Annotated in this window: 16 protein-coding genes; 7 read left to right on the top strand and 9 right to left on the bottom strand. The window is 43.1% G+C overall.

Annotated features, from left to right (window positions below; all coding sequences use genetic code 11):
- The first annotated feature begins 105 nt into the window (after positions 1-105).
- Together ACXACN_RS00535 and ACXACN_RS00540 are read left to right on the top strand one after the other, a co-directional pair.
- A complete protein-coding gene (locus ACXACN_RS00535; protein ID WP_474961461.1) occupies positions 106-447 on the top strand; it encodes a hypothetical protein in 342 nt (113 codons plus the stop codon).
- Between the two features lie 36 nt (positions 448-483).
- Positions 484-1,032 carry a GNAT family N-acetyltransferase gene (locus ACXACN_RS00540; RefSeq protein WP_474966775.1) on the top strand — a complete coding sequence of 183 codons (549 nt, stop codon included), beginning with the start codon at positions 484-486 and terminating at the stop codon, positions 1,030-1,032.
- Positions 1,033-1,047: 15 nt separating this feature from the next.
- Here ACXACN_RS00540 and ACXACN_RS00545 read toward each other — a convergent pair whose 3' ends face one another.
- Positions 1,048-2,508, bottom strand: a complete 1,461-nt coding sequence (locus ACXACN_RS00545) for a SulP family inorganic anion transporter (protein ID WP_474961463.1) — start codon at positions 2,506-2,508, stop codon at positions 1,048-1,050.
- 280 nt (positions 2,509-2,788) lie between these two features.
- Here ACXACN_RS00545 and ACXACN_RS00550 point away from each other — a divergent pair, with 280 nt between their 5' ends.
- Entirely contained in the window at positions 2,789-3,208 is a 420-nt protein-coding gene (locus tag ACXACN_RS00550; protein ID WP_474961465.1) for a universal stress protein, read from the top strand.
- 35 nt (positions 3,209-3,243) lie between these two features.
- Positions 3,244-3,450 (top strand): zinc ribbon domain-containing protein, encoded by a 207-nt coding sequence (locus ACXACN_RS00555; RefSeq protein ID WP_474961467.1) that lies wholly within the window; start codon positions 3,244-3,246, stop codon positions 3,448-3,450.
- 74 nt (positions 3,451-3,524) lie between these two features.
- On the opposite strand, the gene ACXACN_RS00560 is transcribed toward ACXACN_RS00555, so the two are convergent.
- The 3 genes from ACXACN_RS00560 to ACXACN_RS00570 form a co-directional block, all read right to left on the bottom strand.
- Positions 3,525-5,159 carry a putative ABC transporter permease subunit gene (locus ACXACN_RS00560; RefSeq protein WP_474961468.1) on the bottom strand — a complete coding sequence of 545 codons (1,635 nt, stop codon included), beginning with the start codon at positions 5,157-5,159 and terminating at the stop codon, positions 3,525-3,527.
- The gene (locus tag ACXACN_RS00565; RefSeq protein WP_474961470.1) at positions 5,152-5,874 is read right to left on the bottom strand and encodes an ABC transporter ATP-binding protein; all 723 of its coding nucleotides are present in this window, start codon (positions 5,872-5,874) and stop codon (positions 5,152-5,154) included. The genes ACXACN_RS00560 and ACXACN_RS00565 overlap by 8 nt, the downstream gene beginning before the upstream one ends.
- A gap of 676 nt (positions 5,875-6,550) precedes the next feature.
- Positions 6,551-7,051, bottom strand: coding sequence for an N-acetyltransferase family protein (locus ACXACN_RS00570; protein ID WP_474961472.1), 501 nt, complete (start codon positions 7,049-7,051; stop codon positions 6,551-6,553).
- An 88-nt stretch (positions 7,052-7,139) separates the two neighbouring features.
- Here ACXACN_RS00570 and ACXACN_RS00575 point away from each other — a divergent pair, with 88 nt between their 5' ends.
- Together ACXACN_RS00575 and map are read left to right on the top strand one after the other, a co-directional pair.
- Positions 7,140-7,694, top strand: a complete 555-nt coding sequence (locus ACXACN_RS00575) for a sugar O-acetyltransferase (RefSeq protein ID WP_474961473.1) — start codon at positions 7,140-7,142, stop codon at positions 7,692-7,694.
- 87 nt (positions 7,695-7,781) lie between these two features.
- A complete protein-coding gene (gene map / locus ACXACN_RS00580) occupies positions 7,782-8,537 on the top strand; it encodes a type I methionyl aminopeptidase (protein WP_474961475.1) in 756 nt (251 codons plus the stop codon).
- A gap of 729 nt (positions 8,538-9,266) precedes the next feature.
- On the opposite strand, the gene ACXACN_RS00585 is transcribed toward map, so the two are convergent.
- The 3 genes from ACXACN_RS00585 to ACXACN_RS00595 all read right to left on the bottom strand — a co-directional run bounded on the left by ACXACN_RS00585 (position 9,267) and on the right by ACXACN_RS00595 (position 11,362).
- Positions 9,267-9,464, bottom strand: a complete 198-nt coding sequence (locus ACXACN_RS00585; RefSeq protein WP_035510016.1) for a cold-shock protein — start codon at positions 9,462-9,464, stop codon at positions 9,267-9,269.
- Positions 9,465-9,664: 200 nt separating this feature from the next.
- Positions 9,665-10,516: a hypothetical protein gene (locus ACXACN_RS00590; RefSeq protein WP_474961476.1), complete on the bottom strand. Its 852-nt coding sequence runs from the start codon at positions 10,514-10,516 to the stop codon at positions 9,665-9,667.
- An 18-nt stretch (positions 10,517-10,534) separates the two neighbouring features.
- Positions 10,535-11,362: an alpha/beta fold hydrolase gene (locus ACXACN_RS00595; protein WP_474961478.1), complete on the bottom strand. Its 828-nt coding sequence runs from the start codon at positions 11,360-11,362 to the stop codon at positions 10,535-10,537.
- Between the two features lie 101 nt (positions 11,363-11,463).
- Here ACXACN_RS00595 and ACXACN_RS00600 point away from each other — a divergent pair, with 101 nt between their 5' ends.
- A complete protein-coding gene (locus tag ACXACN_RS00600; RefSeq protein WP_474961479.1) occupies positions 11,464-12,243 on the top strand; it encodes a cobalamin-binding protein in 780 nt (259 codons plus the stop codon).
- A gap of 16 nt (positions 12,244-12,259) precedes the next feature.
- Here ACXACN_RS00600 and ACXACN_RS00605 read toward each other — a convergent pair whose 3' ends face one another.
- Together ACXACN_RS00605 and nhaC are read right to left on the bottom strand one after the other, a co-directional pair.
- Entirely contained in the window at positions 12,260-13,093 is an 834-nt protein-coding gene (locus tag ACXACN_RS00605; RefSeq protein WP_474961480.1) for an MBL fold metallo-hydrolase, read from the bottom strand.
- A gap of 186 nt (positions 13,094-13,279) precedes the next feature.
- Positions 13,280-14,686 carry a Na+/H+ antiporter NhaC gene (gene nhaC / locus ACXACN_RS00610; RefSeq protein WP_474961482.1) on the bottom strand — a complete coding sequence of 469 codons (1,407 nt, stop codon included), beginning with the start codon at positions 14,684-14,686 and terminating at the stop codon, positions 13,280-13,282.
- Positions 14,687-14,995 lie beyond the last annotated feature (309 nt).

The following is a 14,995-nucleotide window of genomic DNA, read 5'->3' on the forward strand; positions in this document are numbered from 1 at the left end:
GCTTCCCAACCACCCCTGACGCTCAACTCAGCAACGAACCCCGAAACATCTCGAAACTGAGTCTTCCACAATCCTGCCAGTTAGTTGGAAAGAGACGTTCTATACATGTTCTTGAAAAATGCGCTATACTTAGAAGAGTTAAAAAGAAGGAAAGGGCGATCGATGTTGATTAGTTCTCAACCAATATTTGAGAGAAACCGTGTCATCGAAAATAATCAGCAGTTTTATCTAGAGCAGGAACACAAGTTGAAGCTGTTTGAATCGAGCGTAGTCTCACCTAAGGAAACATTTCCTCTTCATTCAATCCATGATGTTTCTTATAGAAAATCTTCCCCCTTGTACGGAATGCTGTATTTGCATACACACAAAGGGGTACGTGCTTACATGGTGAAAGAAGACCCTAGTCCTTGGATGAAAAAGTTAAAAGCGTGTCTTGCAAAAGACTGATCTATATTAAAGGATATAGGACGTGATGATTTGGAAGTGATTGAAGAGAATGACCGTATTTATCTTCGGGAAGTTTTACTTGAAGACTGGTCAGCTTTTCACCCTTATTCATCGAACGAAGAGACGGTAAAACACCAGCCTTGGGGGCCGAACACAGAGGAAGACAGTCTCTTTTTCGTCCGTCAAGTTATTATTGACAGGAAACAAAGGCATAGATGTCGCTATGTTTTTACCATTGTAGAAAAAGAAATGGATCAAGTGGTAGGTAACATTGAGATGAATATTAGGGACTGGGATGGCGTCGGTGAAATCGGTTTTATCATTCATCAGGATTATTGGGGAAGAGGTCTGGCGACAGAAGCGGTCCAATTGATGGTCCGCTTCTGTTTTGAGCATTGTGAACTTCAGCGAGTGGTGGCTACATCAAACCCGGAGAATATTGGATCGATCAAGGTACTAGAAAAGGTCGGGATGATCAAAGAAGGAACACTTCGAAAGGACTTGTATGTCAAAGGAAAGTGGCACGATTCTTGTGTGTATAGTATGTTAAGAGAAGAATGGATAGAAAAAAGCGCAAAGCCTTAAGGCTTTGCGCTTTTCTTATGAAGCATTTATTTTATCATTGACGGTAAGACGTCGTACAAGTTGTGAACTGTCTTTATTCAATCCAACAATCTCGACCTCTACATCACGCGCTTCATACTTCGTTACAAGTTTATCAATCGCAGCAACAGCTGAATCATCCCAAACGTGAGCATGGGTGAAATTAATGACTACATGAGAGGCTTGTACATCATAGTCGAAATGCTTAATCAAGCTGTCTGTGGAAGCGAAGAAAACTTGACCACTAACATGGTACACCATTTTTTCTGCACTCTGATGGAATTCTTCCTCAACTTTCACTTTAGAAATCTTAGCAACAAAGAAGATCGCACTTAAGATTACACCTGCAATGACACCTTTAGAAAGGTCATGCGTTTGTACTACTGTACCAACGGTTACTAGCATGACAATACTGTCTGTAATCGGGGTCTTCTTAAAGCGTGTCAAGGAGCTCCAATCGAATGTTCCAATAGATACCATAATCATAACTCCAACAAGCACTGCCATAGGAATTTGTACGAGTAGATCGTTAAATGCAATAATTAGCAACATCATAAATAATCCTGCTACGAGTGTCGATAATCGTCCACGTCCACCAGATGATACGTTAATGACCGACTGACCGATCATAGCACAACCAGCCATACCACCAAAGAACCCGGATACCACATTGGCCATTCCCTGTCCTCTAGCTTCTTTGTTTTTGTCACTCACTGTATCCGTCATATCGTCTACGATTTGTGCGGTTAATAATGATTCAAGTAACCCTACAAAAGCAAGAGCTAGTGAGATAGGGAAAATGATCTGTAGTGTTTCAAATGTCAATGGGATATCTGGGAGTAGGAAAATAGGTAATGTACTTGATAATTCACCCATATCCCCAACCGTTTTCAATCCAGCTCCTGTCGTGATAGCGATGATTGTCATTACGACAATAGCCACTAGTGGGGATGGAACGGATTTCGTAAACCTAGGCAAAATGTAAATAATGGCTAAAGAACCTACTACCATAGCATACATAGCTAACCCTGCCCCTTCAAAATGGACAAGTTGTGAGGAAAAAATAAGAATGGCTAAGGCATTCACAAATCCAATCATGACGGACCTAGGAATAAATTTCATAAGCTGACCAATTTTCAATGCACCTAGAGTAAATTGTAAGATACCCGTTAAAATTGTAGCAGCTAATAAATATTCCAAACCATGGTCCTTGACTAACGTAACCATGAGGACAGCCATAGCTCCGGTCGCAGCAGAAATCATACCTGGACGACCACCCATAAATGCAATAACGACAGCGATACAGAAGGAAGCGTACAAACCTACCATGGGGTCGACTCCAGCGATGATAGAGAAAGCGATCGCTTCAGGGATGAGCGCCATTGCGACAACCATGCCTGAGAGCGCATCGTTTTTTACGTTTCCAAACCATTGTTGTTTAATTGTTTCTGTGTTCAATTGCGCACCTCTTTCTATTTGTATTGTTTTGTATTGTCCGTGACAATACAGAAATCCGGCAAGAACGATCAGATTATATCACCTATAGGGGATAATACATAACCCCATGTAAGCGCATAAATAAATATTTTTCTCTTTTTTACTCTATTATTCGGGTAAATAGACCCTAACTTCACAAATTTATATTTCTTCCTTGTCATTTCATGGATGTTTTTTATCGCTTCTATTAAGGAACATGGTAAAATAGAGAAAATAGAAGAGTATCGATGGGGGAATTCTTATGTATAAAAAAATACTAGTAGCAGCGGACGGATCTGAACACTCCATTCGGACAGCTGAACGTGCGGCAGAGCTTGCGAACTTACAAAAAGACGGGGAGATTACAATCGTTTACGTTGTTGACGGGGAGCAGTCCAAGTCAGATGTCCTATCTGAGGGTGATCAAGGCATGGTTGAACGCCGTCGTCAACAGAGATTGAAACCGATTGAGGAAATTCTCCAAGATAAGAATGCCTCTTATCAAATTAGCATTCAACACGGGGAACCAGGTCCGACAATTGTTAAATTTGCGAATGAGAATAACTTCGATCTTGTAGTGATTGGAAGTAGAGGTTTGAATACTCTGCAAGAGATGGTACTGGGCAGTGTAAGTCATAAAGTGGCGAAAAGAGCGAAATGTCCAGTCATGATTGTGAAATGATCTTCATTACTATCATGAAGGAGGATGTTTAATAGATGAGCGATCAAGGATGTATCAAATGTGGAAGTACAGATGCTGGAAAAAAGGATGTATCTATGACTGGGACAGGTCTTTCGAAAATGATGGATGTACAAAACAATAAATTCACCGTCGTTTATTGTGAAAACTGTGGATACTCGGAGTTTTATAATCAGAATGCTTCCAAAGCTGGGAACATTTTCGACTTTTTCTTTGGGGGATAAATCACTCCATGACTTCTCCGGCCAAGAATAGAATATAAAAAAGCTCTGAGCTTTTACTCAGAGCTTTTTTATATTTAAAAGATCTTATAGAATTTTCGTTGGACCAACCGATTCAAGAAATATTGTGTAACAGCTGTGATCATGATCAAGATGAGAAGCAATACACTGCTCACCATCCAAATGCCTTGCAAGCCACTATGCCACAAAATAAGAATGATAACCCCGAAAACTGCTGCTTCCAGTGCTAGGGGGACAATTCCTATGAACCTTCCTTTAAACACTTCTCTCTCATCCGTCCAATTTAGCTTAGGACTGTACAAGTCAATCATTAGCCCTGCAATACTAGCGATCCAGCCTGTCAAAAGAGAAACTACAAACCAGAGTATCCAAATGATTGGAGGTACTTTAAGAACAAATAATGCGGCTAAGCTTAAAAGCAGTATAGATAGGAAATTCATGAAGAAAGAAACGAGCAGCTTACTTAGAATCACCGTTGAAGCCGGAATAGGCAAGTACAAATGGTTGAACCAGCTTTTTCCATCTCTTGAAACAGAAGAGAAAGAGGCTGGGTTGATTCCTAAAGCGACTACAGTGAGACCGAACATTCCCAGAATGACTTTCTTTCCTTCGATCAAGTGGAGTTGTGTGCCCCATCCTGTAAGAGGTCCATTGGGGTCAAGCAAAAGGATGATTATTAAAAATACAGGAAAGAAAAGACTCTGCACGACAATTTGTGTGAAGAACGTCGGTGTCCGAAGAATGATGCGCATTTCCTTTTTCCATAAGCTCATAAGTATAGACTGCTGTTTCACATGTTTTTGAACTTTCTCTTCGTCAAATTCGCTCCGCTTTCCTCCAGATAACCCTAACACACCTTTAAAGTAGAACCTTTGTCCGATTGAAAGGAATAATAGTATTGCTCCAACGGATAAAGCGATCAACAACAGGAAGTAAAAGGCTCCTGTCCAAGACCCTATTTCAGTCAGTGCAAGACTACTGATGTAAGCGGTTGGGAAAAATCTCGTTACGAGTTCAAGTAGAGCGTTTTGCTGTGTTAACATCTCCGCGACATTACCTGTTCCAGAATCCAAGCGAAGCAGGATATTGATTCCGATGGCGAAAGCAAATCCGAGGAGACCGACAAGAACTTTCGTACGGTCTTTATTTTTGGATATATTAGCAAATCGCATAATGAACATAAGGACGATCGCAGTCAAAACGAAAGGGATAATTGGCGTCAAGGCCCAAACAATCATTGCTAAAAGGTAATAGAGCGCTCCGGCTCCGCTATGTATGCCATAAAATACGAGGGAGGGAAGCAGCAAAATCGTATTCAAGCCGTACAACGATAGAAATGGAACCGCAGACTTACCGAATAAGATTTGATAAGGTTGAAAAGGTAAAGATATAAAAGACTCCACATCTTCTGCAAAGTAAAAAGAACTGAGTACGGTCCCTATACTTGTGATACAGAAAATAAAAGTCATCATTACGAACAATAATCCGAGAATGACTCCTTCATTCCCTAATGGTTCAAGTGCGGCATACATGTTTCCTATTAGCCCTTGAATGAAAAACAGGATGAGCAGACCGAACGGGACCATCATGAGACCAATGATAATGTACCCGAATTTTTCCGTGCTGCTTTTATTAGCCATGGACAGCTGCATTTTCACCATGATTCGCATCAATTTCCATGCTTTACTCATTTTGCGTCAGCTCCAGGAACAATTGCTCCAGGTTATCATCATCTTTGAACTGTTGCCTCATCTCAGCCATATTTCCTTTGAATTGCACATGCCCATTGTTAATAATGGCGACTTCATCACACAATTGTTCCACTACTTCCAGGACATGGGTGGAAAAAAAGACAGTTTTCCCTCTTCGTGCATGATCGCGCATCATTTCTTTTAACGTGTAGGAGGACTTTGGATCCAGACCTGTTAGCGGCTCATCTAAAATCCACACGTCTGGGTCATGAAGCAGTACACCACTGACTACAATTTTTTGTCTCATCCCATGGGAGTAGGTCTGTATATGATCATTCAAGGCTTCATAAATGCCGAAGCTCTTCGTCAAATGTTCGATTTTTTCTTTTCTTATATCTTTTGGGACTTCAAAAACATCAGCAATGAAATTTAAATATTCGATTCCTTTTAACCTTAGAAAAATGTCTGAACGGTCAGGCACATACCCGAATTGATGCTTTGCCTTCATCGGTTCTTTCGCTACATCAATGCCATTCAACGTTATAGACCCTTTATCAATGGGCAGAATCCCTGTCATCATTTTAATTGTGGTTGATTTTCCAGCTCCGTTTGGACCGAGAAAGCCGAAGATTTTCCCACCTGGAACAGAGAGGTCAAGATCTTTCACTGCTTGCTTTCCTGCGAAACTCTTGGAGATGCTATTGATTTCTATCATATTTTCACCCTTTTAATTATGTTGCGTTCTTCTTTCCTTTACGAAAGACAAGGGAGGAATGTTTCAAATTTCCAACTCTCATTCGTATATTCATTCCCTCTGGTTATTGAAGTATATGGCAGGATTCTGGAAGACTCGATTTCGAGACTTTTGTTGAGTGGATGGGGCTGCGGGGAATGACTCGCTTTCCGCGGGAGCGCGGTGAGCCTCCTCGGACTGCGTCCTGTGGGGTCTCACCCTGCACTTTTGTCCCGCAGGAGTCTTGCCATTCCCCTCCGCCCCTTTGCCATGGAAGATTCTCGAAATCACTTCTGAACAATCAACTTGAATGACTGAGGGATGTGGATCATATAACTTCTCCTCAAGCAGGCATTCAGAATCTATAAGCTTGATACAGAGCGCTTTATGCTTGCCATAGGAGGGGAAATGGGAGACACTTCCTCTAGGTATAGGGGTTCGTTTCTCCTTACTATGAAAGGGGTGGTTGGGAAGCTGCGAGACTCCCGCGGGAATGGATTGGCTGGCGAGACCCCACAGGACGAAGTCCGAGGAGGCTTGCCGTCATCCCCGCAGGAAAGCGAGTTGCTTCCCAACCACCCCTGGCGCCCAACACGGCAAACGAAACCCGGGAACATCTCGAAACTGAGTATTCCGCTAAAGGGAGCTTTAGTGGAATTTATAAGAAGAGCACCATATGATCTTCGTCTAAATAGCGGTTGGGTAATTTAATGGCTTTTTCCTCTGTACCGTATGTGTGGAAGCCAAGCTTCTTATAAAACCCTTTCGCTGGATGATTATCAGTAACGACGCTCAAGTGAAGCACTTCCAGCTCGATGGCACGTGCAAATTGAATCAGCTGCTCAACTAAAAGCTCCGCACCGCCTTGGCGTCTATGTTCTTTCGTTATGTACATGGCTACAATAGAAGCTTTATGGGAAAACTTTGGGTGAGTTTCTCTAACTAAAGTGACGACACCGGCGAGTTTTTCTTCAACAAAAAGCCCGAATGTGCGGGAAGTTTCTCTCTCAAGCCTCTCTGCTGTCGTATCGATCGGGTTTGGTCGCTGTTTTTCTTGTTCATATGTAGTGATAAACGCATCTGGATTGGAGAGTAGCGCTTCAAGTCTTAAATTGTAATATTCTTCAGCATCGGTTTGCTTCAATTCGCGTACTTGCATTATCAATGACCTCCTTCGGTTGTTCCTAGACTAGCGAAAAACTATGGTAAAGTAAAGAGAGAACGTATTTAAAAACTGAGGTGATCTCATGAGTGAAAAGGAAAAAATGTTGGCGGGGGAATTGTATAAATCGTGGGACGAAGAGTTGATGGTGGAACGATCTCGCGCTAAACAACTGATGAATCAACTCAACCAGACGAAAGATACAGAAGACCATTATCGTAAACAGTTGATTCATGACCTCTTTGGTACGATCGAAGGGGAGATGGGACTGGAGCCTCCATTTTATTGTGATTATGGTTACAATATTCATGTAGGTGACGGATTTTTTGCTAATTATAACTGCGTGTTTCTGGATGTCTGTGAAATTCGTATCGGAAAAAGAGTTCTGATTGGTCCGAATGTCCAATTGTACACCGCCACGCATCCAATGGATCGTGAGACAAGAGCAAGTGGGTTAGAATCAGGAAGACCGATAACTATTGGTGATGATGTTTGGATCGGAGGAAGTGCTGTCATCAATCCAGGAGTAACCATTGGAGATAATGTCGTAGTTGGCTCAGGAGCAGTGGTGACGAAGGATGTTCCATCAAATGTGTTTGTTGCTGGAAACCCTGCGAAGGAAATTCGAAGAGTAGACTGAATTCGTAAGGGTAGTCGTTCCTCCAAATTTTCGTTATCATACTAGAGGATACATGCATACGTAATAGAAAAAGAGAGGATTGAGCATATGATCAAACGTAAGAGTCAAAGAGAAATTGAAAAAATGCATGAAGCGGGAAAGCTTCTTGCGAGTGTTCATAAACAATTGCGCACGTTTATTAAACCAGGTGTAACAACAATGGAAATTGAAAACTTCGTTGAAAAATACTTAGCTGAACGAGGGGCTACTGGGGAGCAAAAAGGTTACCAGGGGTATGAGTTCACGACATGTGCTTCCATCAATGATGAAATTTGTCACGGCTTTCCACGTGCTGAAAAACTGGAAGAAGGCGATATCGTGACTATTGATATGGTGGTCAATTTGAATGGTTTCCTGGCTGATTCAGCTTGGACACATGCCGTAGGAGAAATAAGCGAAGAAGCTCAAAAATTAATGGATGTTACGAAAACTTCTCTTTATAAAGGGATTGAGCAAGCGGTTCCTGGTAATCGTATTGGAGATATCGGCCATGCTATCCAGGCCTATGCAGAAGGGGAAGGGTACTCCGTCGTCCGTGATTTCACAGGACACGGAATTGGTGATTCGATTCATGAAGATCCTTATATTCCCCACTTTGGTGCAGCTGGAAAAGGTGCCCGTTTGAAAGAGGGAATGGTCATAACGATTGAACCGATGATCAACATTGGTGCATGGGGCAGCCAAATGGATGAAAACAATTGGACTGCACGCACTGTTGACGGTTCGCTTTCCGCTCAATACGAGCACACCGTTGCGATCACAAATGAAGGTCCGGTCATTCTAACTGAACAGGACGAAGAATAAGCAAAAAAGAAGGCTCTTCATAGAGCCTTCTTTTTTTATTGAATAATAGGGCGGGATTGTTGAAGACTTGATTTCGAGATGTTTGTGTGAGTGGAAGGGGGCTGCGGGGAATAGCTCGCTTTCCGCTGGATCGCGTTGAGCCTCCTCGGACTGCGTCCTGTGGGGTCTCCCCAAGCACTCTCTTCCCGCAGGAGTCTCCCCATTCCCCTCCGCCCCTTTGCTATGGGAGACTCTCGAAATCACTTCTGCAATAATCAACTTGTATGATTGAATAAGAGGAGAATATTAACATCTCCACGCTGGGTATTCAGGACGGAAAAGCTCGATCCATAGCGCTTCATGCCTGCGTAGGAGGGATGAGTGTTCTCTCCTATATTGGTGTTGCAGGCATAATGAGCTCTATACATACTTCGTATATGGAAGTTAACATCCTCTACTCCTTGTGGGAAAAGCAGCTTACCGGGAAGTAGTTTCGAGATCCTCTTATGGTCAAGGGGCGTAGGGAAACGGTGAGACTCCTATGGGACGTGTGGGACAGGTGAGACCCCGGAAGGCGTAGCCTGAGGAGGCTCACCGCCCGCCCCATGGAAAGCGAACGGTTTCCCGGAGCCCCTAAACTCACACAAACATCTCGAAGCTGAGTCTTCCACTTTAGGGAGCGTTAGTGGAAGAGGGGGATTTGGGTAATAAAAAAAACTCCCCTTTAAAAGGGGAGTTTTTTATACGTTCTTATTTTTGAACGTTAGCTGCTTGTGGTCCACGCTGACCTTCTTCAATTTCGAAAGTTACAACTTGTCCTTCTTCAAGAGACTTGAAACCTTCTTCTTGAATAGCAGAGAAGTGTACGAAGACGTCGTCTTGACCTTCTACTTCGATAAATCCAAAACCTTTTTCTGCGTTAAACCATTTTACTGTACCTTCAACCATGTACGTTACCTCCTGCGTGGAAAAATTCCACATTGTATTACTATTCTTGCTCTTTTCAAGTTCCATCAAGACGACATCTTTCGAAACATCTTCTCTTGCATGAATCTGATCGAACAACGAATAATTAACCATAGTATAACAGATGGCCAAAAGGAATGAAAGCCCTTTGAAGAAAAAGTTTTCCCAACTACTGGGAATATTCAGTCTTGCGGCTGAGTGAGGTAGGCTTGATTCATTAATGAGAATAGAGACTTCTCTACAATGGCATCCACCTCAGTTTTTTGAATACCAGCAAGGTCATAGAGAGGGCGGCCTTGTTCTAATAAATGCTCAACAATGAGGTAGCCGGTGTAATTGGCTTCTTTCTCAAAACCAGAGGCGCCTGTCCCTTTGGTAAACGAATAAAGAGCTTCATAATCGGTCCGGTGGAGGTGCGGTTGGATGTTCATCATGACTCGATTGGGTTCCCGGCTGCACTTTTCTTGTTCCCAGCATAGTGGGAAGTCGATCATGCCGCTCTCTTCAAGAACTTCTTCGGTTGTGTGGGCCGCCATCCCTTCTTGGAAAATCAATTGCCCTAAAGTTCGTGTGTGGCTTGGTGCGAGGCCGGACTGGCTGCAGTGGACGACACGTGTCAATTCTTGTATCAAGCGGGTTCGGCTGGATGTTAGTTCTACAGGAAAGCAGAGGGTATAATGCTGGTCCTTTTCCATAATGAATGGATCGGTTTCAAATGTTCCGACAAAAAACATGACGGTCATCCTTACTGGTGTTGTACAGTGAAGAATTTGTTTAATGGATTCTACATACCCATTAACTTCTAAGGGTCCAATATCAAAATACTGAATTTTGTCATAGACTTGCTCGTATCTATTCCATGCGTAATCAATCATTTCTTTGGCTAACTGTCCTTGTTGATAGCCGGGTGGGGTGTAAGGGAATGCGTATTGATCGGCCCATAATTCATAACGTTTGTGCAACGGTGTTTGGGAGGCTTGGTCATAAAACGTAAGGAAACGATCCAACATTTGTTTGCATTTGACATCATCCATGATGATCCCTCCGAATGTTTAAGTATTAGTCAAAAATTCCAGGCGTTTCTTCCAAACGGTGTGAGCGTCTTTACCTATCCAGATCAAATGACTATCGGAGTCGACTTCGAAAATTTCACAATCAGGTACGGAAGATTTCAACAAAAGAGCATTCGTATACGGCACACTGCGATCTTTTTGTGAATACATACCGAGAACAGGCACTTGAATTCCGCTTATATCCGGGGTCTCGTGGTCAAGATCTGTGATGAAGCCTTTTCCAGACTGGGAAGTTGCCAGCATATCAACAATGAAGCGACGGTCGTTAGGAGTAAGATTGTCCAGGTAATCTTCCACATTATCTGTTGTTAAATCAGCAAGTAGTTGCTTCATAACTAGATCAGGAAAAAATTTAAGCATAGTTCGTAGACTGCTCCAAACCAGTTTTTCTGCTGGTCCGAAGAGGAGCGCAGCTCGTTTTTTAACTTCAGCTTCCCATGATGTGAGAAGAGCAGCTTCAAGTAGCAGTCGGTCTACTCTATCTGGATGATGAATGGCTAAAGCGATCCCTGTCGGACCAGCTGCTGATATAGAAATGACCTGTACCTTTTCTAATTGGAGGTGGTCAAGTACTTCGACAATGGTATCGGCAAAATCCTCAGGAGTGCGACCTGTGGAGAGTTCTGTATAATCATAGCCCGGGCGAGAAATCGTGAGTAACGAAAACCCTTCATAAATGAGACTGCTGTGAGATAAATCTGTATTTCTTGTGGAGTGTCCACCTTTCAATAACAAAACAGGAGGGCCGGACCCTTTATATGTAAACTCTACTATTCCTTTGGATGTATCGAGGAGTGTGGTCGTCAATGGGTTCATCCCTTTCGTTCTTTCATTTTTCCATACATTCAATATAAGCTATAATGAAAGAAAATGAAACATCAGACGATTCTGAAAAAGGGGGTTGAAAAATGAGAATTGTGTCGATTTGTCCTAGCAATACTGAAATTGTCGCTAATCTTGGGCAAACCCATCTGTTGGTTGGTGTCGATAATTATTCTGATTTTCCCGAAGAAGTGGAGAACCTTCCGAAGCTTGGGCCGGATTTATCTATTGATATTGAAAAGGTCGCTTCCTTGAAGCCGGACCTAGTTTTAGCATCTTTGTCGGTTCCTGGGATGGAAAAAAACATTGAAGGGTTGGACGAATACGACTTGCCCTATATCATATTGAACCCGAACACGTTATATGAGATTTCTGAAGATATTCGTCGTGTAGGAAAGGCGATTGGAGTAGAAGAAAAAGGTCACGAGCATGCGGATGCTTTTTTGAGGGAAATCGATGAATACAAGGAAAAGGCCAAACAGATGGAAGAAGAGCCTTCTTTGTATTGGGAATGGTGGCCGAAGCCGGTATTCACACCAGGAAAGTTGAACTGGCTGAATGAGATCAGTGAACTTTCTGGTGGGGTCAACGTCTTCCGTGATCAGGAGGTAGCTAGTTTCCAAACGAATTGGGAAGAAGTGAAAAAGCGTGATCCTGATCATATATGTATGGTGTGGGTAGGGGTAAAGGAAGAAAAAATGAATCCTGCTCTGATTAGAAAGCGACCGGGATGGTCCGAGCTTAAAGCTGTGAAACACGATCAAATCCATGTCCTCGAAGAGTCCCTTTTTTGCCGCCCAAGTCCTCGTTTATTGGAAGGGCTTAGAAAAATCGCTTCCATAGTTAAACATGAAAACAGCAAGTGATGGACTCACTTGCTGTTTAGTGAAGCTTCCCTTTATGTTTAGGAACAGCCAATTCTTTAAAATTTGCAGCGAGGTCATTCAGTTGTTTGGAAAGAAGTTCTCCTTGCATGGGTAGACCGTGTCCTGTAATAGCAATGGCTGGCTTTAGAGATGCGAGTTCTTGTACTGAACTTTCCGCTTCCTCCCAGTTATGAGTGAAGTATGCTGGTGGACCGTGGACGTGCTGGTGTTGAGTAAACACAGCCATACTTGATTCCTGCTTGACAGTTATAAATGCATCTCCAGCAATAAGGGTTTTGTCCTTATCCCGGAACAGAGCGATATGCCCCGGTGTATGTCCAGGCGTGTGGATGCTGCGCCAATCTTCAAGAAAAGGGATGGTCCCATCGTTCGGGAGCGGATGGATGTATTTACTCAAATCAGCCTGGTGCGTCGGAAAGAAGGGCGATAGTATTGAAAATAACCCACCTCCAACAGTTGCATCACCGACCGGATAATCTCTTTTCCCTGTTACATAATCCATCTCCATTGGATGAATGTATATAGGGACCTTCCATTCTTCTGCCAGTTGTTTCGCTGAGCCGACATGATCGAAATGACCATGTGTCAAAATGATTGCTTTTGGTTTTGTTCGTCCATATCTTTTTTCGGCAGCTTCCATAATCCTTTTACGATAATGTCCGATTCCACAATCAACAAGGACCCAATCTTCAGCCCCCTCTTTACCAATAAAGATAACATTGACAATTAACGTCCGGTAAAAGGCGACATCATCCAAAACTTGTTCAGCTTCTGCATGATCCATATGATATTCTTGGTTCGACTGATCCTCGTGTTCCCTTTGGTCCATGCCATCACCTCGATCTTCCCTGTTTTTATTTAGTGTAAGTCAGAGGAAGGGAATTATTCACAGCCCTTTTTATGATGGAGGTTTCGACTGTCCCAGGCACCAAAAGATGTTGAACTGGTGGCGGACTTCACGTGAAGAGGGAAACACAAAAGACCGCCTCTTTTCTGTAAAGAGGCGGTCTTTTTATTAATTTGCTTTTTCAAGTGGTTGCACCTTTGCTTGCTTTGGGGTCAGGGTCTTTCCTGATATTCCAAACAGAATAGTAAGCAACGGACTTAATAAACAAAAGAAAGCAAATGGCAAGTAATCAAGAACAGGGACTCCAAGAACTCCTGATAAGAAGACACCGCACACACTCCAAGGGACAAGTGGATTAATGACGGTCCCCGCATCTTCTAAAGTTCGGGATAAGTTTTTCCTGGCAAGTCCAGCTTTTTCATAAATGTCCTGGTACGCTTCTCCTGTCAGCAAGATGGATAGATACTGCTCCCCGATGGCAATGTTGATTCCAATCGCTGTGAATGCAGTAGATAGCGTAGCGGATCTGGCCGATTTTAGCGAGTCCTGAACACGTGTCAAGATAGAAGGAATGATCCCGGTAACGAAGAATAGTCCTCCTAATGCAAGGGCGAGAATGACTAGGGATACGGTGAAGAGCATGCCGTTCATCCCCCCACGGGTCAGTAAATCGTTGACAATATCATTTCCGGAATCTCCTTGGAAACCATCAAACCATGTTCCGAAAAGAGCGCCCCATTCCATGACACCGCGGAACCCAGCGATAAGTGTGGCTGCAATACTACTGATTGCGAGTGATAGGAAAGCCGGGCGTTTGGTCACGGTCATAGCTACAAGGATAGCTAATGGGATCCAGGACGTCCAGTGCATTAAACCTGTTTCATTTAAACCGTTTTGGAACGTGTTCAACTGTTCAACATTCGGGCTCCCGTTCGGAGATAGAATTACGAACAAAATAAATGTGATGATAAAAGCAGGGATGGTTGTCCATGCCATGTTTTTGATGTGGTCGAACAAATCGACTTTAACAACCGTCGATGCCAGGTTGGTTGTATCAGATAAAGGAGACATTTTGTCACCGAAGAAGGCCCCGGATACAATCGCCCCAGCCGTCATGGCTAAGGAGATATCCATCGATTGTGCAACCCCGATCAGCGCTACCCCGACCGTCGCTGCTGTGGTGAATGAACTGCCTAAAGCAATACCGACAATGGCTGTTACTGCGAAAACAATAGCTAAGAACCAAGGGCCTCCTGCTAGGAGAAAGCCTGCATTCATTAAAGCAGGAATTGTCCCGCTCGCCATCCAGCTTGCAATTAGAACACCAATGACAAAGAATAAAAGGACGGCTCCCATTCCTGTCTGTGCTCCTTGAGTCATGCCATATTGCAGGTCTTTAAAACTCATTTTTTTCAAGGATCCATAGGCAATCATAATGAGGATTCCAATCAGGATCGGAATATGTGGAACGGTTTGAACATCAATAATGAAATAACTGATGATTCCGATGGTTACAAGTAATAGTAATATGGATTCAATGACGCTTGGTAGTTTTTTTGGCTGCAGGTGAAGCATATGAATTCCCCCTCAAATTTTTCTTTTTTACTTCTTATGCTGTTTAAAACAAAAGAAAAGCTCCGTCCCTGAACAAACAGGGACGAAGCTTTCACTCCGCGGTACCACCCTTGTTGGTGAACATTATTCACCCACTCTGTTGGTGTATCATTTGCCTTGGAATTCTGTAATTCGATGGAAGGATGCCCAAGTTCACACCACCCACTTGGTCTCTGTTCGTCTGCTCTCGAACCATCTACTTCGGAATTCATGATACGATCTATTCTTCTTTACTTAAACGCTTTTAAGCAGTGAAGTAATGTGAGTTTA

It is taken from the genome of Halobacillus sp. AWM4_238 (genome assembly GCF_056158265.1).